General features: G+C 63.3%; 19 protein-coding genes, 1 tRNA gene and 1 pseudogene. 16 read left to right on the top strand and 5 right to left on the bottom strand.

The window, feature by feature from the left end:
* The first annotated feature begins 1 nt into the window (after nt 1).
* The gene (locus GKC70_RS10580; RefSeq protein WP_342651277.1) at nt 2–2,386 is read left to right on the top strand and encodes a response regulator; all 2,385 of its coding nucleotides are present in this window, start codon (nt 2–4) and stop codon (nt 2,384–2,386) included.
* 100 nt (nt 2,387–2,486) lie between these two features.
* Here GKC70_RS10580 and GKC70_RS10575 read toward each other — a convergent pair.
* Nucleotides 2,487–2,561, bottom strand: a tRNA-Gln gene (locus GKC70_RS10575).
* 288 nt (nt 2,562–2,849) lie between these two features.
* Between GKC70_RS10575 and GKC70_RS10570 the strand changes: the two genes are divergently transcribed.
* Both GKC70_RS10570 and zapE read left to right on the top strand, forming a co-directional pair.
* Nucleotides 2,850–3,092 (top strand): hypothetical protein, encoded by a 243-nt coding sequence (locus tag GKC70_RS10570; protein ID WP_039578330.1) that lies wholly within the window; start codon nt 2,850–2,852, stop codon nt 3,090–3,092.
* Nucleotides 3,093–3,201: 109 nt separating this feature from the next.
* Nucleotides 3,202–4,275: a cell division protein ZapE gene (gene zapE, locus GKC70_RS10565; protein WP_342651276.1), complete on the top strand. Its 1,074-nt coding sequence runs from the start codon at nt 3,202–3,204 to the stop codon at nt 4,273–4,275.
* A 160-nt stretch (nt 4,276–4,435) separates the two neighbouring features.
* Here zapE and GKC70_RS10560 read toward each other — a convergent pair whose 3' ends face one another.
* Entirely contained in the window at nt 4,436–6,325 is a 1,890-nt protein-coding gene (locus GKC70_RS10560; protein ID WP_342651275.1) for a propionyl-CoA synthetase, read from the bottom strand.
* A gap of 159 nt (nt 6,326–6,484) precedes the next feature.
* On the opposite strand from GKC70_RS10560, the pseudogene GKC70_RS10555 reads away from it, so the two are divergent.
* Nucleotides 6,485–7,773 (top strand): annotated as a pseudogene (locus GKC70_RS10555) (leucine-rich repeat-containing protein kinase family protein).
* On the opposite strand, the gene GKC70_RS10550 reads toward GKC70_RS10555, so the two are convergent.
* Nucleotides 7,746–8,876 (bottom strand): HPP family protein, encoded by a 1,131-nt coding sequence (locus tag GKC70_RS10550; RefSeq protein WP_342651274.1) that lies wholly within the window; start codon nt 8,874–8,876, stop codon nt 7,746–7,748. The pseudogene GKC70_RS10555 and the gene GKC70_RS10550 overlap by 28 nt on opposite strands.
* A gap of 357 nt (nt 8,877–9,233) precedes the next feature.
* Between GKC70_RS10550 and gcvA the strand changes: the two genes are divergently transcribed.
* Both gcvA and GKC70_RS10540 read left to right on the top strand, forming a co-directional pair.
* Entirely contained in the window at nt 9,234–10,130 is an 897-nt protein-coding gene (gcvA, locus tag GKC70_RS10545) for a transcriptional regulator GcvA (protein ID WP_342651273.1), read from the top strand.
* 125 nt (nt 10,131–10,255) lie between these two features.
* Nucleotides 10,256–11,506, top strand: a complete 1,251-nt coding sequence (locus tag GKC70_RS10540; RefSeq protein ID WP_342651272.1) for an aspartate aminotransferase family protein — start codon at nt 10,256–10,258, stop codon at nt 11,504–11,506.
* A 3-nt stretch (nt 11,507–11,509) separates the two neighbouring features.
* Here GKC70_RS10540 and GKC70_RS10535 read toward each other — a convergent pair whose 3' ends face one another.
* Nucleotides 11,510–11,812 (bottom strand): hypothetical protein, encoded by a 303-nt coding sequence (locus tag GKC70_RS10535; RefSeq protein WP_342651271.1) that lies wholly within the window; start codon nt 11,810–11,812, stop codon nt 11,510–11,512.
* Nucleotides 11,813–11,968: 156 nt separating this feature from the next.
* Here GKC70_RS10535 and GKC70_RS10530 point away from each other — a divergent pair, with 156 nt between their 5' ends.
* Complete coding sequence (locus tag GKC70_RS10530; RefSeq protein WP_342651270.1) at nt 11,969–12,397, top strand: hypothetical protein; 429 nt, start codon at nt 11,969–11,971, stop codon at nt 12,395–12,397.
* Between the two features lie 21 nt (nt 12,398–12,418).
* On the opposite strand, the gene GKC70_RS10525 is transcribed toward GKC70_RS10530, so the two are convergent.
* Complete coding sequence (locus GKC70_RS10525) at nt 12,419–13,861, bottom strand: SulP family inorganic anion transporter (protein WP_342651269.1); 1,443 nt, start codon at nt 13,859–13,861, stop codon at nt 12,419–12,421.
* Nucleotides 13,862–14,073: 212 nt separating this feature from the next.
* Between GKC70_RS10525 and GKC70_RS10520 the strand changes: the two genes are divergently transcribed.
* The 9 genes from GKC70_RS10520 to nuoH all read left to right on the top strand — a co-directional run bounded on the left by GKC70_RS10520 (nt 14,074) and on the right by nuoH (nt 25,824).
* A complete protein-coding gene (locus tag GKC70_RS10520; RefSeq protein WP_342651268.1) occupies nt 14,074–14,808 on the top strand; it encodes a secretin N-terminal domain-containing protein in 735 nt (244 codons plus the stop codon).
* A 275-nt stretch (nt 14,809–15,083) separates the two neighbouring features.
* On the top strand, nt 15,084–16,409 hold the full coding sequence (gene aceA, locus GKC70_RS10515) for an isocitrate lyase (protein ID WP_176512818.1): 1,326 nt from the start codon (nt 15,084–15,086) through the stop codon (nt 16,407–16,409).
* Nucleotides 16,410–17,151: 742 nt separating this feature from the next.
* Nucleotides 17,152–17,565 carry an NADH-quinone oxidoreductase subunit A gene (locus GKC70_RS10510; RefSeq protein ID WP_029614112.1) on the top strand — a complete coding sequence of 138 codons (414 nt, stop codon included), beginning with the start codon at nt 17,152–17,154 and terminating at the stop codon, nt 17,563–17,565.
* A 10-nt stretch (nt 17,566–17,575) separates the two neighbouring features.
* A complete protein-coding gene (locus GKC70_RS10505) occupies nt 17,576–18,253 on the top strand; it encodes an NADH-quinone oxidoreductase subunit B (protein ID WP_029614113.1) in 678 nt (225 codons plus the stop codon).
* A gap of 79 nt (nt 18,254–18,332) precedes the next feature.
* A complete protein-coding gene (gene nuoC / locus GKC70_RS10500; protein WP_342651267.1) occupies nt 18,333–20,114 on the top strand; it encodes an NADH-quinone oxidoreductase subunit C/D in 1,782 nt (593 codons plus the stop codon).
* Between the two features lie 2 nt (nt 20,115–20,116).
* Complete coding sequence (gene nuoE, locus GKC70_RS10495; protein ID WP_029614115.1) at nt 20,117–20,614, top strand: NADH-quinone oxidoreductase subunit NuoE; 498 nt, start codon at nt 20,117–20,119, stop codon at nt 20,612–20,614.
* Complete coding sequence (nuoF, locus tag GKC70_RS10490) at nt 20,611–21,975, top strand: NADH-quinone oxidoreductase subunit NuoF (RefSeq protein WP_342651266.1); 1,365 nt, start codon at nt 20,611–20,613, stop codon at nt 21,973–21,975. The genes nuoE and nuoF overlap by 4 nt, the downstream gene beginning before the upstream one ends.
* Nucleotides 21,976–22,105: 130 nt before the next feature.
* Entirely contained in the window at nt 22,106–24,820 is a 2,715-nt protein-coding gene (gene nuoG, locus GKC70_RS10485; RefSeq protein WP_342651265.1) for an NADH-quinone oxidoreductase subunit NuoG, read from the top strand.
* Complete coding sequence (gene nuoH / locus GKC70_RS10480; protein WP_029614116.1) at nt 24,817–25,824, top strand: NADH-quinone oxidoreductase subunit NuoH; 1,008 nt, start codon at nt 24,817–24,819, stop codon at nt 25,822–25,824. Before nuoG ends, nuoH begins: the two co-directional genes overlap by 4 nt.
* Nucleotides 25,825–25,826 lie beyond the last annotated feature (2 nt).

Below are 25,826 nucleotides of genomic sequence, written 5' to 3'. Positions count from 1 at the left end.
GATGCAGCCCACCGCATTGAACCTGCTAATGGTCGAAGACAGCTCCATGGATGCCGAGCTGAGCTTGATGCGCTTGGAGCGCAGCGGTTTTCATGTCAAAGCGCAGGTGGTCTTCGATCACGCTGGGGTCGAAAAAGCCCTGCGCGAGGGCAACTTTGACCTGATCCTCTGCGATTGCGTGTTGCCCGGCTCTTCCGGCACCGATGTACTGGCCATCGCCCAGCACCTGGCGCCGGATGTGCCTTTCATCTTCCTGTCCGGCATCTATGGCGAAGAACACGCTGTGGAGATGATCCGCCTGGGCGCCACCGACTACGTGCTCAAGAAGAACCTGCCGTTGTTGCCCAAAGCGGTGCGACGGGCGCTGGCCGAGGTCCAGGAGCGTCAGCGCAGACGCCGTGCTGAGGAAGCACTAGCCGATGTCGAGGCCCGCGCACGCATCGCCATCGACGCTGCCGGCATGGGCACTTGGGACTACCGCCCCGCTGACGACCTGCTGCTGTGGGACGACCGCTGCAAGGCTTTGTTCGGCTTGCCCGTCGACACCGAGATGAGCCTGGAGATCTTCTACGCCGGCATCCATCCCGAAGACGTGGCCTTCGTAAAGCAGGCCGTCATGCAATCGATGCAACCTGACAGCGATGGTCACTACCGTGCCGAGTTTCGCAGCATTGCCCCCGGCAGGTCCGAGCCTCATTGGCTGCTGTCCACCGGGCAGACGCAATTCGTCGACGGTCGCTGCGTGCGCTTCTCCGGCGTGCTACAGGACATTCACACACAGCGCCAGGCCACCCAAGCGCTCAAGCAACTCAACGAGATGCTCGGCGAGCGCGTGGAGCGACGCACCCGCGAACGCGACCGCGCCTGGGAACTATCGCAGGACTTGCTCGCGGTACTCAATAAAGACCTCACACCGGTGGCGCTGAACCCGGCCTGGGAGGCCGTGCTGGGCATCAGCCGCGAACGCCTGAGTCAGACCTCGCTGCTGCACCTGCTGCCCGAGCACGAACACGAGGCTTTCCTGGAAGAGCTCGCCGCACTCGCCCACGGCCGCACCAGCGCCCGTTTCGTCGGCCGCATCCAGCACGCGGGCGGCCAACAACGCTGGCTGTCCTGGGTCGTGGTACCCGAAGACACCCTGCTCTATGTGGTGGCCCGCGATATCACCAGCGAGCGCGAGTCTGCCCTCGGCCTGGCCGAAGCCAACAGTCGCCTGCGCGACCAGATTCTCGAACGCGAGCGTATCGAGGCGGCGCTGCAGCAGATGCAACGCCTGGAGGCCGTCGGCCAACTGACCGCTGGCGTGGCGCACGACTTCAACAACCTGCTGACGGTGATCCTCACCGGCGCCAGTTTCGTCGAGCGCGACCTGAACAAAGGCGATCTGGAGAAGGCGCGCAGCCGCCTGAAACACGTGCGCGAAGCCGGTGAGCGGGGTGCCAAGCTCACCTCGCAGTTGCTGTCCTTCTCCCGCCGCCAACGTCTCGAGCCCGTGCCCCTGAATATGAACCGCACGCTGGGCGGCCTCGAGGAATTGCTGCGCCGTACCTTGGGCGGCAACATCTCGGTGCGGCTGGACCTGGACGACAGCCTGTGGCAGGCGATGACCGACCCGACCCAGACCGAGATGATCATCCTGAACCTGGCAATCAACGCCCGCGATGCCATGCCGGCCGGTGGTCAGCTCACCCTGACGACGCGCAACACCCGGGTCGAGAGCCGCCCGCAGCGTCCCGAAGATCCCGAGCCGGGCGACTACGTGATGCTGTCGATCCGCGACACGGGTTGCGGCATGAGCGAGGACGTGGTGGCACGGGTATTCGAACCCTTTTTCACCACCAAGGACATCGGCAAGGGCTCCGGACTGGGCCTGGCCCAGGTGTTCGGCTTCGCCAAGCAGTCCGGGGGTGGCGTGCGCATCGAGACCACGCCCGAGGTCGGCACACGGGTCAGTGTGTATCTGCCAGCGGTCAAGCAGATCGAGACGAGCGAACCGCAAACCACTGGTACACCCCAGACCAGCTCGTTCAACGGTCATGACCGCGTGGTCCTGCTAGTGGACGACGATCATCTGGTGCGCGACATGCTCGGCGATGTGCTGCGCCTGTACGGCTACCAAGTGCGTCAGGCGCACAGTGGCGAGCAGGCCCTGGCGCTGCTCGATGAACAGATCGACCTGCTGCTGACCGACTTTGCCATGCCCGAATTCAATGGCGCGCAGTTGGCCGCGGCCGCGCGTGAGCGCTACCCACAGTTACCCGTGGTTTTTCTCACCGGCTACGCTGAACTGGAGGGTCTCGAACTGCCCGGCAGCCTGGTGATGCAAAAGCCTGTGCAAGCCGAGGAACTGACACGCGCCTTGAACGAATTGCTGGCAAGCGGCTGAAGCATGAATCGGCGCGCTTCGGCGCGCCAGGCTTTTCGAGCGGAAACGGAAAATCCCCAGACCGAAGCTTCGGCTGGAGAACTTTAAATCTGGAAGGAAATGGCAGGGGCGGCTGGATTCGAACCAACGCATGGCAGGATCAAAACCTGCTGCCTTACCGCTTGGCGACGCCCCTGTAGAGAATTCACTGACAGCTGCGAGTGCTGCTGTGCTGGAATGGGCCGAACTTTACCAACAAAATTTGTCTCTGGGAAGCCCCAGCGTAAAAAAAATTGTCGGAAAACAGCAAGTTACTGGTCAGACAAGCGCACGACGTGCATTTGTCGACCCTCCCAGCGCCTGGGCCTGACTCAGCCAATCGTTTACACAACCATCCGTCGCTTTTTTACCGCTTCGCTTCAACACAATTGTCGCCGCTGATTCCAAGCAATTAACCCCACTTGTGCATCACAAGGACAGCGCCATGCCAGTCTCACACGATCTGTATCAGGACCTGCACTACCCACGCGAAATCGTTCAGCAACGCCGCCAGCATGATAAAGATCTCGACCGTCTGCTTGACGACTACACGGACATCGACAACCAGGTGCTGGCCGCCGAAGCCATTTCGGCCGGCAACTTCGAGGACGACGATCTGCGCCGTCTGAAGGAGCGCCGCCTGAGCATCAAGTTCATGATCGAGCGTCAGTTGGAGCGCAAAGCCTGAACGAGGCGTGTCATCCCGTCATGCGATAGGTCCCACGCCCATTTGCGACTGGTCAAACGACGCAGGCTCGCGCAAGCTGCGTCTGCACCCGTCTCTTGGAGCCGTCACATTGCCTGCCTGGATGCCCACTGCGCTGCGTCAACTGGCTCAGCGCCCGCAAACATCCGATACCGATCGGACCCTGATCTCGCACTTCACGTCTTTGGCCCAGGCACGCGGTTATCGTATAAGCGATAGCCAACGTCAGGTCATCGACTGCATGGCCACTGAGCTTGCCGCACTGGCCCACGGCAAGGCTCGCAGCCTCTACCTGCATGGTTCGGTTGGCCGCGGCAAGAGCTGGCTCCTCGATGGCTTCTATCAAGCGGTGCCTGTCGCGGCCAAGAAGCGCCTGCATTTCCACGACTTCTTCGCTCGGCTGCACCAAGGCATGCATGAGCACCGCAGCCAGCCCGATGCCCTCGCAGCCACACTCGACGCGCTGCTGGGCGATTGCCAGGTGCTGTGCTTCGATGAGTTCCACGTCCACGATATCGGCGACGCAACGCTGCTCACCCGGCTATTCGGCGCTCTGTTCGAGCGCGGCGTGTTCCTGCTGCTCACCTCCAACTACGCGCCAGAAGGCTTGTTGCCCAACCCGCTGTACCATCAACGCTTCGAGCCGGTGATTCGGGTGATCAACGCGCGCATGCAAGTGCTGGAAGTGGGCGGCGACACCGACTTCCGCACATTGCCGGCCAACCGCCAGCAGCAGCGCTTCACCCAGGGGCGATTCGTCTGGCCTGCTGACGCTGCGCAGCGCCAGGCCCTGGCACTGCCCGAGGTGCAGCCGCAGGTGCTGGAGGTCAACCGGCGTCCGCTGCGCGCCCTGCATAGCCAAAACCGACAGGTGATGTTCGCCTTCGATGATTTGTGCGAGCAGCCTACGGCGGTGATCGACTACCTGGCCCTGGCTGAGCGTTTCGATGACTGGATCATCGACGGACTGGACGATCTGTCGAACTGTTCGCTCGCCGCACAGCAGCGCTTCATCAACCTGATCGATGTCTTGTACGACCAGGACAAGCGCCTGCAGGTGCTGGCCAAGCACAGCCTCGACCAAAGCCTGCGCGGCGCGATCGCCGACCTGATGCGCACCCGCAGCCGCCTGGGTCAATTGCAGCAGACCGGCCCACTCACCTAGGCTCTGTCTGAAAAGCCTTGATACTCGTTCATGCTGCGTTGAAAACAGCCTGGAGCGCCAGCCCGGTCGGAATGCTCATGTACTCCAGTACACTCCGCTTCCTCGGCTGTTTTCGCCTTGCCTGACCTTCGTCTCAAGACTTTTCAAACAGAGCCTAGGCTCATCCCGCCCGAGGCAAACCCGCCAGCACTTGTTCGATTTCACCGAGCACCGCCACATCGTCCAGCGTCGACGGTGGCACGTAGTCCTGGCCATCGGCGATCTTGCGCAACACAGCGCGCAGGATCTTGCCCGAGCGGGTCTTGGGCAGGCGCTTGACCACACGCACGCGCTGGAAGCACGCCAACGCTCCGATCTGCTCGCGTACGCTGGCCACCAGTTCGGCCTGGACCTGCTGCTCACCGATGCCCTGCCCGTCCTTGAGCACCACCAGCGCCAGCGGCACCTGCCCTTTGATCTCGTCGTGCACCCCAATCACGGCACACTCGGCGACGGCCGGATGCTGCGCCACCAGATCTTCCATCTCACCGGTGGACAACCGATGACCAGAGACGTTGATCACGTCATCGGTGCGACCCATGATGTAGACGAAACCCTCGTCGTCCAGATAACCGCCATCACCGGTGTGGTAGTAGCCGGGGTAGCGCTGCAGGTACGCCTGCACGTAGCGCGAATGGTCGCCCCATAACGTCTGACTGCAGCCTGGCGGCAACGGCAGGGCGATGACGATGGCGCCTTGCTGGTTCGCCGCCACGGGGCGTCCTTCTTCGTCCAGCACCTGCACGTGGTAGCCCGGCACCGCACGATTGCTCGACCCCGGGCGAGCTGCACTGCCTTCCAGGCCCACACAGGGCGCGGTCACCGGCCAGCCCGTCTCGGTCTGCCACCAGTGGTCGTGCACCGGCTTGCCCGTGACCCGCTCAAGCCACTCATGCGTAGCCGAGTCGAGTTTCTCCCCGGCCAGGAATAGCTGGCGCAGCGAACTCAGGTCGTGGCTGCGGACCCCCTCGCCGTGCGGGTCTTCCTTGCGGATCGCACGCATGGCCGTGGGCGCGCAGAACAGGCCATTGACCCGGTACTGTTCGACAATCCGCCAATAGGCCGCCGCGTCCGGCGTGCGGATCGGCTTTCCTTCGTACAGCACCGTGGTGCACCCGCACATCAGCGGGCCATAGACGATCAGTGAATGCCCGACCACCCAGCCGACATCGGAGATGCCCCACCACACATCGCCCGCCTGCATGCCGTAGACATGGCGCATGGCGTAGCACAGCGCAACCGCATTGCCGCCATTCTCACGCACGATGCCTTTGGGTTTTCCGGTGGTGCCGGAGGTGTACATGATGTAGAGCGGATCGCCCGCGTCCAGCACCACCGGCGCTACCGATTGCGCGCCAGCGACGGCTGCCTCCCAATCAAGGTCGCGACCAGGCTCAAGCGCGGCCGTGGCCTGAGCTCGCTGCAACACCACCACGTGCCGAGGCTGATGCCGGGCCAGCAGCAAGGCCCGATCAACCAGCGGCTTGTATTCGATCACCCGATCGAACTCCAGGCCGCAGGAGGCAGTGAGCACCAGCGTTGGACGTGCATCATCGATGCGCAGGGCCAGTTCGTTGGCGGCGAACCCGCCGAACACCACTGAATGCACCGCACCGATCCGCGCGCAGGCCAGCATGGCCATGGCCGCCTGCGGCACCATGGGCATGTAGATGATCACGCCATCGCCTTTACCCACCCCCAGCTCACACAGCAGTCCCGCCAGACGCGCCACCTCATCGCGCAACTGGCAGTATGTGAAGCGCTGGGTGATACCCGTCACGGGCGAGTCGTAGATCAGCGCCACCTGCTCGCCGCGCCCCAACTCGATCTGTCGATCCAACGCCAGGTAGCTGCTGTTCAAGCGGCCGTCGGCGAACCAGCGCTGAGTGCCGTCGGCATTGGTTTGCAAGGTGACGCTGGGCGTGCGGTACCAGGCGAGCGAATCGGCCTGGGCCTGCCAGAAGCGGGCGGGGTCGGCAATGGACTGGGCATAGCTGTGCTGATAGGTCATTGGTTCGCAACCCGTTACTTGTTGTTATCGAAGGGCCAGCCTTGAGTATGGCCCGCCGCGGTCGAGGCGCAATCGGACTTGGCTCGCAACCCTTGTGCAGATTTGCAATGCCCCGGTCGGGCACTAGAATGGCCGTCCAACGCCTCATAGACGCCCCGCATGCACAGCCTCGAAGACCTCAAAGCCGGCCGCCTTCACGGCCTTACCCGCCTGGACCTGCGCCAGGGCCTGAGCGAATTCCCCGGGAAATCTTCGCACTGGCCGACACCCTCGAAGTCCTCAACCTCACCGGCAACGCCCTGCACGACCTGCCCGAGGACTTGCACCGGCTGACTCGGCTGAAGGTACTGTTCTGCTCGGAAAACCGTTTCGAGCACGTGCCCCGCGCTGTCGGTCGCTGCGAGCGCCTGGAGACGGTGGGCTTCAAGAGCAACCGTATCCACCAGCTCGACGCACACGCCTTGCCCGCCAGCCTGCGCGCGCTGGTGTTGACTGATAACCGGCTGGAACGCCTTCCCGAGGCATTGGGCGACTGCTCGCAACTGCAGAAACTCATGCTGGCCGGCAACCGCCTGACCGCCCTGCCCGATAGCCTGGCGCGCTGCGAACGACTGGAGCTGCTGCGCATCGCCAGCAACCGCCTCACCGCCCTGCCCGACTGGCTGCTGCGCATGCCTCGTCTGGCTTGGCTGGCCTACGCCGACAACCCGCTGCCTCAAGCACTGCGCGCACCGGCGGTGCAGGCGAGCTGCCCGCGCATCCACTGGGCACACATCGCATTAGGCAAGGAGCTCGGGCGCGGCGCCTCAGGCCTGATCCATCTGGCGCATTGGCATGCGCATCCAGACCCGGTCGCGGTGAAGCTCTACAAAGGCGAAATCACCAGCGACGGCTCGCCACTGGCCGAAATGATTGCCTGCCTGGCCGCAGGCGATCATCGTCAGTTGGTGCGAGTGATCGGGCGCATCGACGATCATCCACTGCAACGCCCAGCGCTGGTGATGCAGTTGATCGACCCCAACTGGTTCAATCTCGCAGGCCCTCCGAGCCTGGGCAGTTGCACCCGCGACAGCTATCCCGACGCGCGGCGACTAGCGCTACCCGCCGCGCGCCGTCTGCTCGCCGGCATCGCCTCGGTATCGGCGCACCTGCACGCCCGCGGGATCAACCACGGCGACCTGTACGCCCACAACATCCTCTGCGACACCGAAGGTGATTGCCTGCTCGGCGACTTCGGCGCCGCCTCGTTCCATCCGCCTAGTACGGACACCGAGACGGCAGCCGTCGAGCGGCTCGAAGTACGGGCCTTCGGTATTCTGATCGAAGAATTGCTCGACGGCTGTGACCAGGACGACACATCGCTGCGCAGCCTGGCGCAGCGCTGCCAACAGCCCGATGTCAGCGCTCGGCCAGGCTTTGCTCAGCTCGTGCAATGGCTGAGCAGATGACGCCTGAGCCCGGCGATCAAGTCGGTCTGGGTGATGACCCCGGCTAGTCTGTGCTCATCGAGCACCAGCAGACAGTGAACGCCGTGCTCGCTGAGCAGGGGCAGCAAGCCTTCCAGCGGATGGTCGCTGCCGACGCTGACAAGCCGCTGGCTCATCACTTGAGCCACGCGTAGCGGCCGGCGACCGAACATCCCGCGCCAACCCAAGCGTCCACGCGCCATAACTGCTGACAGCAGATCGCCCAGCTCGGCCACGCCTACCACCTGATCGCCTTCGCGCACAGGCAGCGTCTTCAAATGATGCTGAGCCATCAATGCGCATGCCTGCTCCAGCGTGGTCTCGGGCGCTGCGACCTGCACGTCCCGCGACATGACCGAGGCCGCGGTGAGGCCGCCGACCGTACGCCGCAACGCGCGCTGTTCGGTGGCCCGGATGATGCGTTCGAGCTCGTCGGGGGTGACGTCGACGAACTCGCCGAGGTCTTCCAGGGCCTGATCAAGATCGGCCCGGCTGATACCGACGCGCTCGGCAGGCGCCGGATCATGGGTGTGATGCAGGTCTTTGAGCGGCGCCGCAGCTTTGGGATAGCGCACGCCGGTCAGACGGTTGTAAAGCACGGCCACGATCACCAGGATCACGGCGTTGAGCATCACCGGCTCGAGCAGATGATCGCCCAGTGACACCAACCCCGGATCGGCCAGCACCGCACTGACGGCCACCCCGCCGCCCGGCGGATGCAGACAGCGCAGCGGGCACATCAATAGCAGCGACACGCCCAGCGCCAGTGCGGCAACCCACAATTGCCCGCCCAGGGCCTCGCGCAGCAGCAGCCCAAGCAGCGCAGCCACGGCATAACTGCCCAACACTGGCCATGGCTGGGCCAAGGGGCCGGAGTGCACTGCGAACACTAGTACTGCCGAAGCCGCCAGTGGCCCCAACAAGTGCAGGGCGATAGAGGGACCGTAGGCAAGGCTACACAGCCAGCCGGCCAGGAACAGCACCACCAGTGCGCCGACGCTAGCGCGCAGCCACTGACCGGGCGGAATGTTCAAGGGCGCTGGCAACAGGTGACGCAGACGACGTTCAGCAGGCGGGACAGACATGGGCGCGAACAGGTTCCTGAGGGTTACGCAAGGGAGCGCGCCCAGCCAACGGGTATAGGCCGACCGCCGATTCGAAGGTGGACCATTCTGCCGCTTGGCATGCAGCACGACCACCGCAAAAACCTGAGCCTGGGCCACAGTTTTTTTGATCTGTAAATGCTCGAAGCTCTCTATCGCCGAGCAAGAGCTGAATCGATCCGGTCCAGCGAGCCCGAGTTTTTCCTTTCACGACAATGAGTTGTAATCCTTGACCGACGTCAGTATTACTTGAGTGACGCCCGCCGACAAACGCGGCTTTCGACGCACTTGATTCCACCTCGGAATGAACTTCACCTCACCCCACTGGAAATGCCCGTCATGTCCAAACGCCTGATGCCCTCCACCACCGCCCTGCAGTGCTTTGAAGCGGCAGCCCGCCACCTGAGTTTCACCCGCGCGGCACAGGAGCTTCACCTCACCCAGAGCGCGGTGAGCAAGCAGGTGGCGCAGCTCGAGGACATGCTCTGTCACCCGCTGTTCCAGCGTATCCGGCGGCGCCTGCACCTGACGCCCGCCGGGGCGCTGTACCTCACCGAAGTGAACAAGATCCTCACCCAGATCGACATGTCCAGCCGCTACATCCTCAGCTACGGCGACGAGACCGAGGTGCTACGCATCGCCACCCAACCCACCTTTGGCGCGCGCTGGCTGGTACCGCACCTCAAAGGCTTCGGCGAACGCTACCCACGCATTCACCTGGACGTGCGCAACGAGCTGGAGCCGTTCGATCTGGTGCAGGCCAAGGCCGACATCGCGTTTTTCTTCGGCCAGGGCACCTGGCCGGGCGCGACCTGTCTGGAGCTGTTCAGCGAGGAAGTGGTGCCGGTGTGCGCCCCAACGCTGCTGCACAGTCACCGCTTCGACAGCGCCCGGTCACTGACCGAGCACCGCCTGCTGCAATGCGCCTCACGCCCGGAGGCCTGGCACGAATGGTTCCTGGGTCTGGGCCTGGAGAGTCAGAACAGCTATCACGGCCCGCGCTTCGACACCTTCTACCTGTGCATCCGCGCCGCCATCGCCGGCTGCGGCATCGCGCTGATTCCGCGCTACCTGGTGGCCGAAGAACTGCAAGAAGGCAAGCTGGTGGTGCCTTGGGATCATCCGCTGCCCAGCAACGGCCGACACTTCATGGCCCATGCCGAACACGCTGCCGAAGTGCCCAAGGTCAGGGCCTTCGTGGCGTGGATTCAGGAGCGCGTGGCAGCAGAGGCTTGACCGCCGCGAACCACACATCATCGGGGTCAGGAATTGAGGGAATGACCCCAATCGAATAATTCGTTTGCCCGGCGTGGCCCGTCACGCTTGGATAACGCGACATTCGAACAAGGTTACGCATGCCCATGAATCAGGACAGTATCAGCCAGTCCATCGCCATCGTTCACCCCATCACCCTCTCTCACGGCCGCAACGCCGAAGTGTGGGATACCGACGGCAAGCGCTACATCGATTTCGTCGGCGGAATCGGCGTGCTCAACCTGGGCCACTGCAATCCGGCGGTGGTCGAAGCGATCCAGGCCCAGGCGGCCCGCCTGACCCATTACGCGTTCAACGCCGCGACCCATGCCCCGTACCTGGCGTTGATGGAGCGCTTGAGTGCGTTCGTTCCACTCAGCTATCCGCTGGTCGGCATGCTCACCAACAGCGGTGCCGAGGCGGCCGAGAACGCCTTGAAGGTCGCCCGCGGCGCCACCGGCAAGCGCGCGGTGATTGCCTTCGACGGCGGCTTCCATGGTCGTACCCTGGCCACCCTGAACCTGAACGGCAAAGTGGCGCCCTACAAGCAGCGGGTCGGAGAGCTGCCCGGCCCCGTCTACCACCTGCCTTATCCCAGCGCCGATACCGGCGTCACCTGTGACCAGGCGCTCGCTGCGCTGGAGCGCCTGTTCAGCGTGGAAATTGCCGTCGAAGACGTGGCGGCATTCATCTTCGAACCCGTTCAGGGCGAAGGCGGCTTTCTCGCCCTCGACCCAGCGTTCGCCCAGGCTCTGCGCCGGCTGTGCGACAGCCATGGCATCCTGTTGATCGCCGACGAAATCCAGTCGGGATTCGGCCGCACCGGGCAGCGCTTCGATTTTCCTCGCCTGGGCATCGAGCCAGATCTGCTGTTGCTGGCCAAAAGCATCGCCGGCGGCATGCCCCTGGGCGCCGTGGTAGGTCGCCGCGAACTGCTCGGCGCCTTGCCCAAGGGCGGGCTGGGCGGCACCTACTCAGGCAATCCAATCGCCTGCGCGGCGGCACTGGCCAGCTTGGAGCAGATGAGCGACACGAACCTGGCCACGTGGGGTGAACGACAGGCCCAGGCCATCGCGCAACGCTACCAACGCTGGCAGCAGGTCGGGCTGTGTCGGTATCTGGGACGACTGACTGGCGTCGGTGCCATGCGCGGCGTCGAACTGGTCAATCAGGACGGCAGTCCGGCGCCCGCGCAATTGGCCCAAGTGCTGGAACGCGCAAGGGCGCGCGGCTTGCTATTGATGCCCAGCGGCAAGGCTCGCCACATCATTCGCCTGCTGGCCCCGCTGACCATCGAGCCCCACGTGCTCGAACAGGGCCTGACGATTCTCGAACAGTGCCTGGCGGAACTGGACTGAGGCTTAAAGACCCAGTTCCTGCGGCGTGAGCATGTCCGATTCGAACGCGATCCAGCCGCCTTCGAGTTCGGCATGGCCGTTGACGATGGGGCCGTAGTACACCAGGCCGTTCTCCAGCGTGACGCAGATGTGCGTGGCGGACTTCTGGGGTGCGGCCAGGGTGCCGACGAAATGCACTTTCTTGAGGGTTTCGGTCACTGCCTCCAGGCCGACACGCATGCCGGGATGCTCCGAAGCCTCGGCGTCTCCGCCTCGATCTTCAGCGCTGATGGTCACGGTGGCGATGTACGGATACTGGGTGCTCAAGCGCGAGTCCTCGGGGTGCGAGTGAAGGGGCGCGTAGAGTACGGCAGGCGCTCGCCCTTGTCTCTAACCAACCGACGGGCCAAGCGGGAGATGATCTGCAGGGCCCGATCTGTTAGGGTGCCCGGCGATGCACGCCCCACCAGACGAGGACACTCCGTGAGCGCCGAACAACCCCTGATCGCCGACCTGTTCGAGGTCGACAAACGCTTGACCCTCAAACCTGTCGTGGACTTCAACGCCTACCTGCGCAACGTCTTCGCTGACGGCCCTTGCCGCTGCCATCGCTGCCTGGAACTGAACGGCGACGAAAGCGGCTTCAGTCACCGTCACACTTTCACCTTCGACGATCGCACGGTGCACCGCCGCTTCGCCAACAGCGCGGGCAGCGACGTATTGCAGATGCTGAAGAAGGCCTGGCTGTCGTACACCAAGAATGAGCTGCCACTGGCCGGTCAGCTCGACCTGGACACCATACGCACCTTCACCGACGCCGCCCTGCATGCGCGCCTGCTGGCCCTGCTGCCGGCCAGCGGTCTGGCCCGCGAGGTCGAAGGTGTCTGGATGTTGCAGGCCCAGGTCGACTGAAGCGCCTGCAGCCTATCCCGCTCAGTGCTGCTCGCCCGCCCGCTTGAGCAGCTTCTTGCAGCGATCGGACAAATGCACCACCCGCAGGTGCTTGCCCGCCTTGGCATAACGCTCGCGCAGGGTCTGCAAGGCGGCGATCGCCGAATAGTCGACAAAGCTCAAGTGCTTGCAGTCCAGCGTGACGTTGACCGGATCCTGGGCGGGGTCGAACTGATTGAGAAACGGCGTGGTCGAGGCGAAGAACAGCGTGCCATGCACCTGATAGCGCTTGCCGCCTTCGCCATCCTCATGGCTGTCGGCATACAGCTCGCGGGCATGCTGCCAAGCGAAGTTGATCGCCGCGATAACGATACCGAACATCACGGCCATGGCCAGGTCGGTAAACACCGTCACCACCGTCACCGCGACGATCGCCAGCACGTCGCTCAGCGGCACCTTGTGCAGCACCCGCAAGGAGGCCCAGGCGAAGGTCTGCTGGGCGACCACGAACATCACGCCCACCAGCGCGGCCAGCGGAATGCGCTCAATCAGCGGCGACAGGAACAGCACGAACAACAGGATCATCACCCCCGCCACCACGCCAGAGAGCCGTCCGCGCCCGCTGGAACTGAGGTTGATCACCGTCTGACCGATCATCGCGCAGCCGCCCATGCCGCCGCACAGCCCCGAGACCATGTTGGCCGCGCCCAACGCCACGCATTCGCGGTCGGGAAAGCCACGACTCTCGGTGATTTCGTCGGTAAGGTTGAGGGTCAGCAGGGTTTCCAGCAGGCCAACCATGGCCATCAGCACGGCATAGGGCGCGATGATCTTCAGCGTCTCCAGGCTCCAGGGCACATCCGGCCACGCCAATTGCGGCAGGCCACCGGCGATGTGCGCCATGTCGCCGAGGGTGCGGGTCGGCAGTTCGAACAGGTAGACCAGCAGGCCCACGCCCAGGATCGCCACCAGTGCTGGCGGCACCGCGCGGGTGAGTTTCGGCAGCAGGTAGACCACCAGCATGGTCAAGGCCACCAGTCCGACCATCAGGTACAGCGACAGGCCGTTGAGCCACTGTTCGCCGTCCTTGAAGTGCTCGAGCTGGGCCATGGCGATGACGATCGCCAGACCGTTGACGAAACCGAGCATGACCGGATACGGCACCAGGCGCACCAGTTTGCCCAGGCGCAACACGCCAAACAGGATCATCACCACCCCGCCCAGCAGTACGGTCGCCAACAGGTACTGGGCACCGTGCTGCACCACCAGGGCGACGATCACCACCGCCATCGACCCGGCAGCGCCTGAGATCATGCCTGGGCGCCCGCCGAACAACGCGGTCAGCGTACAGATGATGAACGCGCCATACAGGCCCATGAGCGGGTTCAGGTGTGCCACCAGGGCGAAGGCGATGCACTCCGGCACCAGGGCGAACGAGGTGGTCAGGCCGGCGAGCACGTCGGCGCGAAGTCGAGCAGGTTTCATGAAAATCCTGTGGCAGGTTTGCTCAGAGCCAAGCCATAAGGCCTCGCTTGAGCAGGAACGAAAGGAAGGGGCGCGATGTTACGGAATTTGTCAGGCAGCGGCCACCGTAGTTCCCGCTCAGGTGACCTCGCTTTCATATCACTGTGATCCAGACCCGGCACGATCCAGGCAAATTTGCCATCATGTGTGTTCCATCTGTGGAGACCACCCCCATGCCGCTACGCCCCCTCGTCGCCTCCCTGCTGCTGGCGGCCAGCCTCAGCGCCAGCGCTGCCACCGAAGTGCTGCCCCTGCAGCACCGCAGCAGCGCCGAACTGCTGCCCACCGCCCAGTCGTTTTTGGGCAAGGACGGCACGGTGAGCGCCTTCGAAGACAAGCTGATCGTCAACGCCAGCCCCGAGCGCATCGATGATCTGCGCAGCCTGCTGCAACAACTCGACACTGCCCCCAGGCGCCTGCTGATCAGCGTCGACAATGACGACAGCAACTACCAGGACACCCGCGGCAACGTGCGGATCATCCAGTACGGCACCCGCAACCGCGAAGGCGGACTGCAGCAGATCCTGGCCAGCGAAGGCCAGCCCGCATTGATCCAGACGGGCAAGAGCATTCCCGTCACCAGCACTTCCAGCGACGGCTATGGACGGGTACAGAGCGACACCCGCTACCGCAATGTGACCCAGGGCTTCTATGTCACGCCCAGCGTGACGGGTGAAACGGTTCGTCTGCAAATCAGCACCAATAACGACCGAATGAGCCACGAACGTCCGGATGTAGTGAATGTGCAGAGCACCGACACGACGGTCACCGGCAAGCTGGGCCAATGGATCGATCTGGCGGGGTACAACCAGCAGAGTGACGCCAACACCGCGCCTTCCACCCTCACCTACAGCACCCAACGGGGCGAAAACATGACTCTTCGGGTAAAAGTCGATCTTGTGGACTGATCCCACGCCGTTCGAGGCCTCGACCAAAGGCCTGAAAAGTGACTACGGAGTCGTATTAGACCAAAGATGTAGTGCCACAAGAAAACCACTACAAAACGTTTGACAGGGTAATTTCGCCAGGGGCATGATGGCCCCGCTCCCGCTGATCAGGGGCCCTGAGAAGGGCCTTGCCGCGCGCTTTCGCTGCTTTCATCGAAAGGACATCCGCCCCCTGACTGCGCGCCCGGAGCATCAGCACACTTACTTTCAAGATCGATGCGACGAGGTTTATTTCCATGGCACTGACACGCGAACAGCAAATTGCAGCCCTCGAGAAAGACTGGGCCGAGAACCCGCGCTGGAAAGGCGTGACCCGTACCTATACCGCCGCCGATGTCGTTCGCCTGCGCGGCTCCCTGCAGCCGGAGCACACCCTGGCGCGCCAGGGCGCCGAAAAACTGTGGAAGCTGGTCACCCAAGGGGCCCACCCGTCCTTCCGCCCAGAAAAAGACTTCGTCAACTGCATGGGCGCCCTCACCGGCGGCCAGGCCGTGCAGCAAGTAAAAGCCGGCATCCAGGCCATCTACCTGTCGGGCTGGCAAGTGGCTGCCGACAACAACTCGGCCGAGTCCATGTACCCTGACCAATCGCTGTACCCGGTCGACTCGGTACCGACCGTGGTCAAGCGCATCAACAACTCGTTCCGCCGTGCCGACCAGATCCAGTGGAAAGCCGGCAAGAATCCAGGCGACGAAGGCTACATCGATTACTTCGCACCGATCGTGGCTGACGCCGAAGCTGGTTTCGGCGGCGTGTTGAATGCCTACGAGCTGATGAAGAACATGATCGAGGCAGGCGCCGCTGGCGTTCACTTCGAAGACCAGCTGGCCTCGGTGAAAAAATGCGGCCACATGGGCGGCAAAGTATTGGTGCCTACCCAGGAAGCTGTTCAAAAGCTGGTGGCTGCGCGCCTGGCTGCTGACGTGTCAGGTGTGCCCACCATCATCCTGGCCCGCACAGACGCCAACGCCGCCGACCTGCTGACCAGCGACTGCGACCCGTACGACCAGCCTTTCGTCATTGGCGAACGTACCCGCGAAGGCTTCTACAAGGTGCGCGCCGGCCTCGACCAGGCCATCGCCCGCGGCCTGGCCTACGCGCCGTACGCCGACCTGATCTGGTGCGAAACCGCAAAACCGGATCTGGACGAAGCTCGCCGCTTCGCCGAAGCCATCAAGAAGGAATACCCGGACCAGATCCTGTCTTACAACTGCTCGCCATCCTTCAACTGGAAGAAGAATCTGGACGACGCCACCATCGCCAAATTCCAGCGCGAGCTGTCGGCCATGGGCTACAAGCACCAGTTCATCACCCTGGCGGGTATCCACAACATGTGGCACGGCATGTTCAACCTGGCGCACGACTACGCCCGCAACGACATGACCGCCTATGTGAAGCTGCAAGAGCAGGAATTCGCCGACGCCAGCAAGGGCTACACCTTTGTGGCGCACCAGCAGGAAGTGGGCACCGGTTACTTCGATGACATGACTACTGTGATTCAGGGTGGGGCGTCGTCGGTGACCGCACTGACCGGCTCTACCGAGGAAGAACAGTTCCACTGACTGTCAATGGCTCGATAGAAGCCCGGCGCTCGCACAAGCGCCGGGCTTCGTCGTTTTTTCTACCCGCGTCCTCTACAGCAGTCATCGGCAACACTGACAACTTTTCTCCTGGCACCAACTTTACCAGGCGAGCCCGCGCCTCTCGCCGGATGCCGAGGCAGAACTCAGAATCAGGTCTATGCTTGGGGCAGCACAGCCAGCAAGGACCGTCTTATGCCTCGTCCAAGCCAACGCGTTGATGCCCGCGCGACCGCCTGCTACCGCCTCTTCAACGAGGCTCTCCGAGCTCATCGCTCCCACGCACCACTCTCCTTTGCCGAAACATTGATCCAGGGCGGTACGCGCGCGGCCGGAAACTGCTAGAACGAGAGTTTTTCTCATTTGCAAGTGACATATTTGCGAAGGGGGTCAGTTGCACAACAGAACTGCGAATAAACAGCATCTCAGCTAAATGCTATTAATTATCATTATTGATATCGGAATTCATTACAGCGTAAGGGAAACATAATTAACGAAACGGGTCAGAATCCCCTAAAATCAAGGCCTTCAGCGATTTACGAAAGATTTTTGTTCTTAATCCTACGAATAATTTTGCGCTGGAAATTTTACTTGCTGTGGGTTTACCCATAAAATCAGCGCGATTGATTCAGCTGCGACATTTGGTCACTGCGTCCGCGACACCGCGTCGCCGCTCTACTTATTTCAGACTGCAGAGCTGGGTCTCTGTATAAGGATTTCAAGCATGTCCGATTCGGCAGGACTCATCGCCCACAACTGGGGCTTTGCCATCTTCCTTTTGGGTGTCGTCGGCCTGTGCGCCTTCATGCTCGGCCTGTCCAGCTTGCTCGGAAGCAAGGCTTGGGGCCGCGCCAAGAACGAACCCTTCGAATCCGGCATGCTGCCCGTCGGCAGCGCCCGTCTGCGCCTTTCCGCCAAATTCTATCTGGTCGCGATGCTGTTCGTGATCTTCGATATCGAAGCCCTCTTTCTCTTTGCATGGTCTGTGTCCGTCCGCGAAAGCGGCTGGACCGGATTCGTCGAAGCACTCGTTTTCATAGCAATTCTGTTGGCAGGTCTTGTCTACCTATGGCGCGTCGGAGCTCTTGACTGGGCACCCGAAAGTCGCCGCAAGCGGCAAGCGAAGCTGAAACAATGAGGCTTTGGCAATGCAATACAATCTCACCAGAATCGATCCGGATGCCCCCAACGAGCAATACCCGGTAGGCGATCGGGAAACCGTCACCGACCAACTGCTCGAAGACCAGGTCCACAAGAACATCTACATGGGGAAACTCGAAGATGTGCTGCGTGGCGCGGTCAACTGGGGTCGCAAGAATTCCCTGTGGCCGTACAACTTCGGCCTGTCCTGCTGCTACGTGGAAATGACCACGGCCTTCACGGCGCCCCACGACATCGCCCGCTTCGGCGCCGAAGTCATCCGGGCCTCGCCGCGTCAGGCCGACTTCATGGTCATCGCCGGTACCTGCTTCGTGAAGATGGCGCCGATCATCCAGCGCCTGTACGAGCAGATGCTCGAACCCAAGTGGGTCATCTCCATGGGCTCGTGCGCCAACTCCGGCGGCATGTATGACATCTACTCGGTCGTTCAGGGGGTCGACAAGTTCCTCCCCGTGGATGTCTACGTGCCTGGCTGCCCGCCACGCCCAGAGGCGTTCCTGCAGGGCTTGATGCTGCTGCAGGAGTCGATCGGCCAGGAACGACGCCCGCTTTCCTGGGTAGTGGGTGATCAAGGCATCTACCGTGCCGAGATGCCCGCCCAGAAAGACCTGCGTCGTGAGCAGCGCATTGCCGTCACCAACCTGCGCAGCCCCGACGAAGTCTGATCCAGCGACCTGCCGCCCGTTCCTCAAGGAGCCGGCGGCCTGGCTTCATTCTTAACGCTGACCCAAAGCGACCGAGACCATGACAGCGGACAACGCTATTTTCATTCCGCCCTACAAGGCAGACGACCAGGATGTGGTCGTCGAATTGCACAACCGTTTTGGCGCCGAAGCATTCGTCGCCCAGGAGACCCGCACCGGCATGCCTGTGCTGTGGGTCAAGCGCGCCCAGCTCAAAGAGGTGCTCAGCTTCCTGCGCGGTGTCGCTAAACCGTACAGCATGCTCTACGACCTGCACGGCGTCGACGAACGCCTGCGTACCCAGCGCCGCGGCTTGCCGGCGGCCGATTTCAGCGTGTTCTACCACCTGTTGTCGGTCGAGCGTAACAGCGACGTGATGATCAAAGTGTCGCTAAGCGAAGGTGACCTGAACCTGCCTTCGGTCACCGGCATCTGGCCCAACGCCAACTGGTACGAGCGCGAAGTGTGGGACATGTTCGGCATCGACTTCGCCGGCCACCCGCACCTGAGCCGCATCATGATGCCGCCGACCTGGGAAGGTCACCCGCTGCGCAAGGACTACCCTGCCCGCGCCACCGAGTTCGACCCCTACAGCCTGACCCTGGCCAAGCAGCAGCTCGAAGAAGAGTCGGCACGCTTCAATCCAGAGGCCTGGGGCATGAAACGCCAGGGCGCCAACGAGGACTACATGTTCCTCAACCTCGGCCCCAACCACCCTTCGGCCCACGGTGCCTTCCGTATCGTCCTTCAATTGGACGGCGAAGAGATCGTCGACTGTGTGCCGGACATCGGTTACCACCACCGTGGTGCCGAGAAAATGGCCGAGCGCCAGTCCTGGCACAGCTTCATCCCCTATACCGACCGCATCGACTACCTGGGCGGGGTGATGAACAACCTGCCCTACGTACTGGCGGTCGAGAAGCTGGCCGGCATCCAGGTGCCACAGAAGGTCGACACCATCCGCATCATGCTGGCCGAGTTCTTCCGCATCACCAGCCACCTGCTGTTCCTGGGTACCTACATCCAGGACGTCGGCGCCATGACCCCGGTGTTCTTCACTTTCACCGACCGTCAGCGCGCCTACACCGTGATCGAGGCGATCACCGGTTTCCGCCTGCACCCGGCCTGGTACCGCATCGGTGGCGTCGCCCACGACCTGCCGCGCGGCTGGGACAAGCTGGTCAAGGACTTCGTCGAATGGCTGCCCAAGCGCCTGGACGAATACACCAAGGCCGCCCTGCAGAACAGCATCCTCAAAGGCCGTACCATCGGCGTCGCCGCCTACAACACCAAAGAGGCCCTGGAATGGGGCACCACCGGTGCCGGCCTGCGTGCCACCGGTTGCGACTTCGACCTGCGCAAAGCCCGCCCCTACTCCGGCTACGAGAACTTCGAGTTCGAAGTGCCGCTGGCCCACAATGGCGATGCCTACGATCGCTGCATGGTCCGTGTCGAGGAAATGCGCCAGAGTATCCGCATCATCGACCAGTGCCTGCGCAACATGCCGGAAGGCCCGTACAAGGCGGACCACCCGCTGACCACGCCGCCGCCCAAAGAGCGCACCCTGCAGCACATCGAAACCCTGATCACCCACTTCCTGCAAGTCTCGTGGGGCCCGGTCATGCCGGCCAACGAGTCTTTCCAGATGATCGAGGCGACCAAGGGCATCAACAGTTACTACCTGACGAGCGATGGCGGCACCATGAGCTACCGCACCCGCATCCGTACGCCGAGCTACCCGCACCTGCAGCAGATCCCTTCGGTAATCAAGGGCAGCATGGTCGCCGACCTCATTGCGTACCTGGGCAGTATCGACTTCGTTATGGCTGACGTGGACCGCTAAGCATGAACAGCACGCTGATCCAAACCGACCGTTTCGCCCTGAGCGAAACCGAGCGCTCGGCCATCGAGCACGAGATGCACCACTACGAAGACCCGCGCGCGGCGTCCATCGAAGCCCTGAAGATCGTGCAGAAGGCACGCGGCTGGGTGCCGGACGGCGCCATCTACGCCATCGGCGAGGTGCTGGGCATTCCGGCCAGCGATGTCGAAGGCGTCGCCACCTTCTATAGCCAGATCTTCCGTCAACCGGTCGGTCGCCACATCATCCGCGTCTGCGACAGCATGGTCTGCTACATCGGCGGCCATGAATCGGTGGTCAGCCAGATCCAGAGCGAGCTGGGCATCGGCCTCGGCCAAACCACTGCCGACGGACGTTTCACCCTGCTGCCGGTGTGCTGCCTGGGCAACTGCGACAAAGCCCCGGCGCTGATGATCGACGACGACACCTTCGGCGATGTGCAGCCGGCTGGCGTTTCCAAACTGCTGGAGGGCTACGCATGACCATCACTTCCTTCGGCCCGGCCAACCGCATCGCGCGCGCGGCCGAAACCCATCCGCTGACCTGGCGCTTGCGTGAAGACGGTGAGCCGATCTGGCTCGACGAGTACCAGGCCAAGAACGGCTATGCCGCCGCCCGCAAGGCACTGGCCGAGATGTCCGCCGACGACATCGTACAGAGCGTCAAGGACTCCGGCCTCAAGGGCCGCGGCGGCGCCGGCTTCCCTACCGGGGTGAAGTGGGGCCTGATGCCCAAAGACGAATCCATGAACATCCGCTACCTGCTGTGCAACGCGGACGAAATGGAGCCCAACACCTGGAAGGACCGCATGCTGATGGAGCAACAGCCCCATCTGCTGGTCGAGGGCATGCTGATCAGCGCCCGCGCCCTGAAGGCTTATCGCGGCTACATCTTCCTGCGTGGCGAATACACCACCGCCGCCAACAACCTCAACCGCGCCATTGCCGAAGCCAAGGCCGCCGGCCTGCTGGGCAAGAACATCCTGGGCAGCGGCTTCGACTTCGAGCTGTTCGTGCACACCGGTGCCGGTCGCTACATCTGCGGTGAAGAAACCGCGCTGATCAACTCGCTCGAAGGCCGCCGCGCCAACCCGCGCTCCAAGCCGCCCTTCCCCGCCGCCGTCGGCGTGTGGGGCAAGCCGACCTGCGTGAACAACGTCGAGACCCTGTGCAACGTGCCCGCCATCGTTGCCAACGGCAACGACTGGTACAAGTCGCTGGCCCGCGAAGGCAGCGAGGATCACGGCACCAAGCTGATGGGCTTCTCCGGCAAGGTAAAGAACCCGGGCCTGTGGGAGCTACCGTTCGGCGTCACCGCTCGCGAGCTGTTCGAGGACTACGCCGGCGGCATGCGCGACGGCTTCACGCTCAAGTGCTGGCAGCCTGGCGGCGCCGGTACTGGCTTCCTGCTCCCCGAGCACCTCGATGCGCAGATGTACGCAGGCGGCATCGCCAAGGTCGGCACCCGCATGGGTACGGGCCTGGCCATGGCCGTGGACGACAGCGTCAACATGGTCTCGCTGCTGCGCAACATGGAAGAGTTCTTCGCCCGCGAGTCGTGCGGCTGGTGCACCCCATGCCGTGATGGCCTGCCATGGAGCGTGAAGATGCTGCGCGCCCTGGAAAAAGGCCAGGGCCGCGCCGAAGACATCGAGACCCTGCTGGGTCTGGTCAACTTCCTCGGCCCAGGCCGCACCTTCTGTGCTCACGCACCGGGTGCCGTCGAGCCCTTGGGCAGTGCCATCAAATACTTCCGGTCCGAGTTCGAGGCCGGTGTCGCGCCAGCAAGCGCTGCCGACACCCTGCGCCCGAGCCTGGCCCAGCCGATTACGGTTGGCGCATAACAAGATGAAACGCGGGTGGTCCGTGCCACCCGCCGGCTTTGCAGGCGCGCGCAGGTATGACGCGAGCCGCAGGCGCACAGATTTCCATTAGCCACGCCCGCTCACGCGGGCCAACGAAGAACTTTGAACAATGGCCACTATCCACGTAGACGGCAAAGCGCTCGAAGTCAACGGTGCAGACAACCTGTTACAGGCCTGTCTGTCGCTCGGCCTCGACATCCCTTATTTCTGCTGGCATCCGGCGCTCGGTAGCGTTGGTGCTTGCCGGCAATGCGCGGTCAAGCAGTACACCGACGAGAACGACACCCGTGGTCGTATCGTCATGTCCTGCATGACCCCCGCCTCCGACGGCACCTGGATCTCCATCGAGGATGAAGAATCCAAGGCGTTTCGCGCCAGCGTCGTCGAATGGCTGATGACCAACCACCCGCACGACTGCCCGGTGTGCGAGGAAGGCGGTCACTGCCACCTGCAGGACATGACGGTCATGACCGGCCATAATGAGCGCCGCTACCGTTTCACCAAGCGCACTCACCAGAACCAGGACCTCGGCCCATTCATTGCCCATGAGATGAACCGCTGCATCGCCTGCTATCGCTGCGTGCGCTACTACAAGGACTATGCCGGTGGTACCGACCTGGGCGTGTACGGCGCTCACGACAACGTGTACTTCGGCCGCGTCGAAGACGGCGTGCTGGAAAGCGAGTTCTCCGGCAACCTGACCGAGGTCTGCCCGACTGGCGTATTCACCGACAAGACCCACTCCGAGCGCTACAACCGCAAGTGGGACATGCAGTTCGCCCCGAGCATCTGCCACGGCTGCTCCAGCGGCTGCAACATCAGCCCCGGCGAGCGCTACGGCGAACTGCGTCGGATCGAGAACCGCTTCAACGGCTCGGTCAACCAGTACTTCCTGTGCGACCGCGGCCGCTTCGGCTACGGCTACGTCAACCGCAGCGACCGCCCGCGCCAGCCGCTGCTGGCCGATGGCACCAAGCTTTCGCTGGACGCTGCCTTGGACAAGGCCGCCGACCTGCTGCGCGGTCGTACCATCGTCGGCATCGGCTCGCCTCGCGCCAGCCTGGAGAGCAACTACGGCCTGCGTGAACTGGTCGGTGCCGAGTACTTCTATTCGGGTATGGAAGCCGGCGAGTTGGCCCGCGTGCGCCTGGTGCTCGACGTGCTGAACAACAGCCCGCTGCCGGTGCCGACCCTGCGCGAGATCGAAGACCACGACGCCGTGTTCGTGCTCGGCGAAGACCTGACCCAGACCGCCGCCCGCGTCGCCCTGGCCGTGCGCCAGGCCACCAAGGGCAAGGCCGAGGCCATGGCCGAGGGCATGAAAGTGCAACCCTGGCTCGACGCCGCCGTGAAGAACATCGGTCAGCACGCGCTGTACCCGCTGTTCATCGCCTCGTTGGCCGAGACCAAGCTCGATGACGTCGCTGAGGAATGCGTCCACGCGGCGCCCGCCGACCTCGCCCGCCTGGGCTTTGCCGTGGCCCACGCCATCGACCCGAGCGCCCCGGCCGTCGCGGGTCTGGACGCCGACGCGCAGGCCCTCGCTCAACGCATCGCCGACGCCCTCATCGCCGCCCAGCGCCCGCTGGTCATTGCCGGTACTTCACTGGCCGACCCTGCGCTGGTCGAAGCGGCCGCCAACATCGCCAAGGCCCTGAAGCTGCGCGAGAAGAATGGTTCGCTGAGCCTGGTGGTGCCTGAAGCCAACAGCCTCGGCATGGCGATGATGGGTGGCGACGCCGTCGACGCCGCGCTGGACGCCGTGATCAGCGGCAAGGCCGACGCCATCGTGGTCCTGGAAAACGACCTGTACGCCCGTGTTCCGGCCGCCAAGGTCGACGCAGCCCTGGCTGCCGCCAAAGTGGTGATCGTCGCCGATCACTCCAAGACGCCCACCACCGACCGTGCCCACCTGGTACTGCCCGCCGCGTCCTTCGCCGAAGGCGACGGCACCCTGGTGAGCCAGGAAGGCCGTGCACAGCGCTTCTTCCAAGTATTCGATCCGCAATACCTGGACAGCAGCATCCTGGTGCATGAAGGCTGGCGCTGGATGCACGCCCTGCGTGCCACCCTGCTCGACAAGCCTGTGGACTGGACTCAACTGGACCATGTCACCAGCGCTTGCGCCGCCGCCGCGCCGCAGTTGGCTGGCATCGTCGATGCCGCACCGAGCGCTGCTTTCCGCATCAAGGGCATGAAGCTGGCCCGCGAACCGCTGCGCTACTCCGGCCGCACGGCCATGCGCGCCAACATCAGCGTGCACGAGCCGCGCACCCCGCAAGACAAGGACACCGCCTTCGCCTTCTCCATGGAAGGCTACTCGGGCTCGGCCGAACCGCGTCAGCAAGTGCCGTTCGCCTGGTCGCCAGGCTGGAACTCGCCACAGGCGTGGAACAAGTTCCAGGACGAAGTCGGCGGTCACCTGCGTGCCGGTGATCCGGGCGTGCGCCTGATCGAGTCGCAAGGCGATCGTCTGAGCTGGTTCGAGGCCATCCCAGGCGCGTTCAATCCCGCTCGCGGCACTTGGACGGCGGTACCGTTCTTCCACCTGTTCGGCAGCGAGGAGAACTCTTCGCGCGCCACACCGGTACAGGAGCGCATTCCTGCGGCCTACGTCGCGCTGGCCAAGTCCGAAGCCGACCGCCTGGGCGTCAATGAAGGCGCACTGCTGAGCCTGGACGTGGCCGGCGTCTCGCTGCGCCTGCCACTGCGCATCAATGAAGCACTGGGCGCAGGCCTGGTGGCGCTGCCGAAAGGCCTGGCCGGCATTCCCCCGGCCATCTTCGGTGCACCCGTCGAAGGTCTGCAGGAGGCAGCACAATGAGCTGGTTCACCCCCGAAGTGATCGATGCGATCCTCGCCGTCCTGCGCGCCATCGTGGTGCTGCTGGCGGTGGTGGTCTGCGGTGCACTGCTCAGCTTCGTCGAGCGTCGCCTGCTGGGCTGGTGGCAGGACCGCTACGGTCCGAACCGTGTCGGCCCGTTCGGCATGTTCCAGATCGCCGCCGACATGCTGAAGATGTTCTTCAAGGAAGACTGGAACCCACCCTTCGTCGACCGCGTGATCTTCACCCTGGCCCCGGTGGTGGCGATGAGCGCCCTGCTGATCGCCTTCGTGGTGATCCCGATCACCCCGACCTGGGGCGTGGCGGACCTGAACATCGGCCTGCTGTTCTTCTTCGCCATGGCCGGTTTGTCGGTGTATGCCGTGCTGTTCGCCGGCTGGTCGTCGAACAACAAGTATGCCCTGCTGGGTAGCTTGCGCGCCTCGGCACAGACCGTGTCGTACGAGGTGTTCCTGGGCTTGGCGCTGATGGGCGTGGTGGTGCAGGTGGGCTCGTTCAACATGCGCGATATCGTCGAGTACCAGGCGCAGAACCTGTGGTTCATCATTCCGCAGTTCTTCGGCTTCTGCACCTTCTTCATCGCTGGCGTCGCCGTGACCCACCGTCACCCGTTCGACCAGCCCGAAGCGGAACAGGAACTGGCCGACGGCTACCACATCGAGTATGCCGGCATGAAATGGGGCATGTTCTTCGTCGGTGAGTACATCGGCATCATCCTCATCTCGGCGCTGCTGGTGACCTTGTTCTTCGGTGGCTGGCACGGTCCGTTCGGCATCCTGCCGCAACTGTCGTTCCTGTGGTTCGCCCTGAAGACCGGCTTCTTCATCATGCTGTTCATCCTGCTGCGCGCCTCGATCCCGCGCCCACGCTATGACCAGGTGATGGACTTCAGCTGGAAGTTCTGCCTGCCGCTGACCCTGATCAATTTGCTGGTGACCGCTGCGATCGTGCTCTACAACACGCCAGCCGTCGCGGCCCAGTGAGG

It is taken from the genome of Pseudomonas sp. REB1044 (assembly GCF_038813925.1).
In the GTDB taxonomy this organism is placed as follows: domain Bacteria; phylum Pseudomonadota; class Gammaproteobacteria; order Pseudomonadales; family Pseudomonadaceae; genus Aquipseudomonas; species Aquipseudomonas boreofloridensis.
This window is presented reverse-complemented; position numbering and strand designations above follow the sequence as displayed.

Bases quoted from the DNA above. Each gene is read 5' to 3' on its own strand.
- GKC70_RS10580 (WP_342651277.1), top strand. From the start codon at position 2: ATGCAGCCCACCGCATTGAACCTGCTAATGGTCGAAGACAGCTCCATG.
- GKC70_RS10570 (WP_039578330.1), top strand. From the start codon at position 2,850: ATGCCAGTCTCACACGATCTGTATCAGGACCTGCACTACCCACGCGAA.
- GKC70_RS10560 (WP_342651275.1), bottom strand. From the start codon at position 6,325: ATGACCTATCAGCACAGCTATGCCCAGTCCATTGCCGACCCCGCCCGC.
- GKC70_RS10550 (WP_342651274.1), bottom strand. From the start codon at position 8,876: ATGTCTGTCCCGCCTGCTGAACGTCGTCTGCGTCACCTGTTGCCAGCG.
- gcvA (WP_342651273.1), top strand. From the start codon at position 9,234: ATGTCCAAACGCCTGATGCCCTCCACCACCGCCCTGCAGTGCTTTGAA.
- GKC70_RS10540 (WP_342651272.1), top strand. From the start codon at position 10,256: ATGAATCAGGACAGTATCAGCCAGTCCATCGCCATCGTTCACCCCATC.
- GKC70_RS10525 (WP_342651269.1), bottom strand. From the start codon at position 13,861: ATGAAACCTGCTCGACTTCGCGCCGACGTGCTCGCCGGCCTGACCACC.
- GKC70_RS10520 (WP_342651268.1), top strand. From the start codon at position 14,074: ATGCCGCTACGCCCCCTCGTCGCCTCCCTGCTGCTGGCGGCCAGCCTC.
- aceA (WP_176512818.1), top strand. From the start codon at position 15,084: ATGGCACTGACACGCGAACAGCAAATTGCAGCCCTCGAGAAAGACTGG.
- GKC70_RS10510 (WP_029614112.1), top strand. From the start codon at position 17,152: ATGTCCGATTCGGCAGGACTCATCGCCCACAACTGGGGCTTTGCCATC.
- GKC70_RS10505 (WP_029614113.1), top strand. From the start codon at position 17,576: ATGCAATACAATCTCACCAGAATCGATCCGGATGCCCCCAACGAGCAA.
- nuoC (WP_342651267.1), top strand. From the start codon at position 18,333: ATGACAGCGGACAACGCTATTTTCATTCCGCCCTACAAGGCAGACGAC.
- nuoE (WP_029614115.1), top strand. From the start codon at position 20,117: ATGAACAGCACGCTGATCCAAACCGACCGTTTCGCCCTGAGCGAAACC.
- nuoF (WP_342651266.1), top strand. From the start codon at position 20,611: ATGACCATCACTTCCTTCGGCCCGGCCAACCGCATCGCGCGCGCGGCC.
- nuoG (WP_342651265.1), top strand. From the start codon at position 22,106: ATGGCCACTATCCACGTAGACGGCAAAGCGCTCGAAGTCAACGGTGCA.
- nuoH (WP_029614116.1), top strand. From the start codon at position 24,817: ATGAGCTGGTTCACCCCCGAAGTGATCGATGCGATCCTCGCCGTCCTG.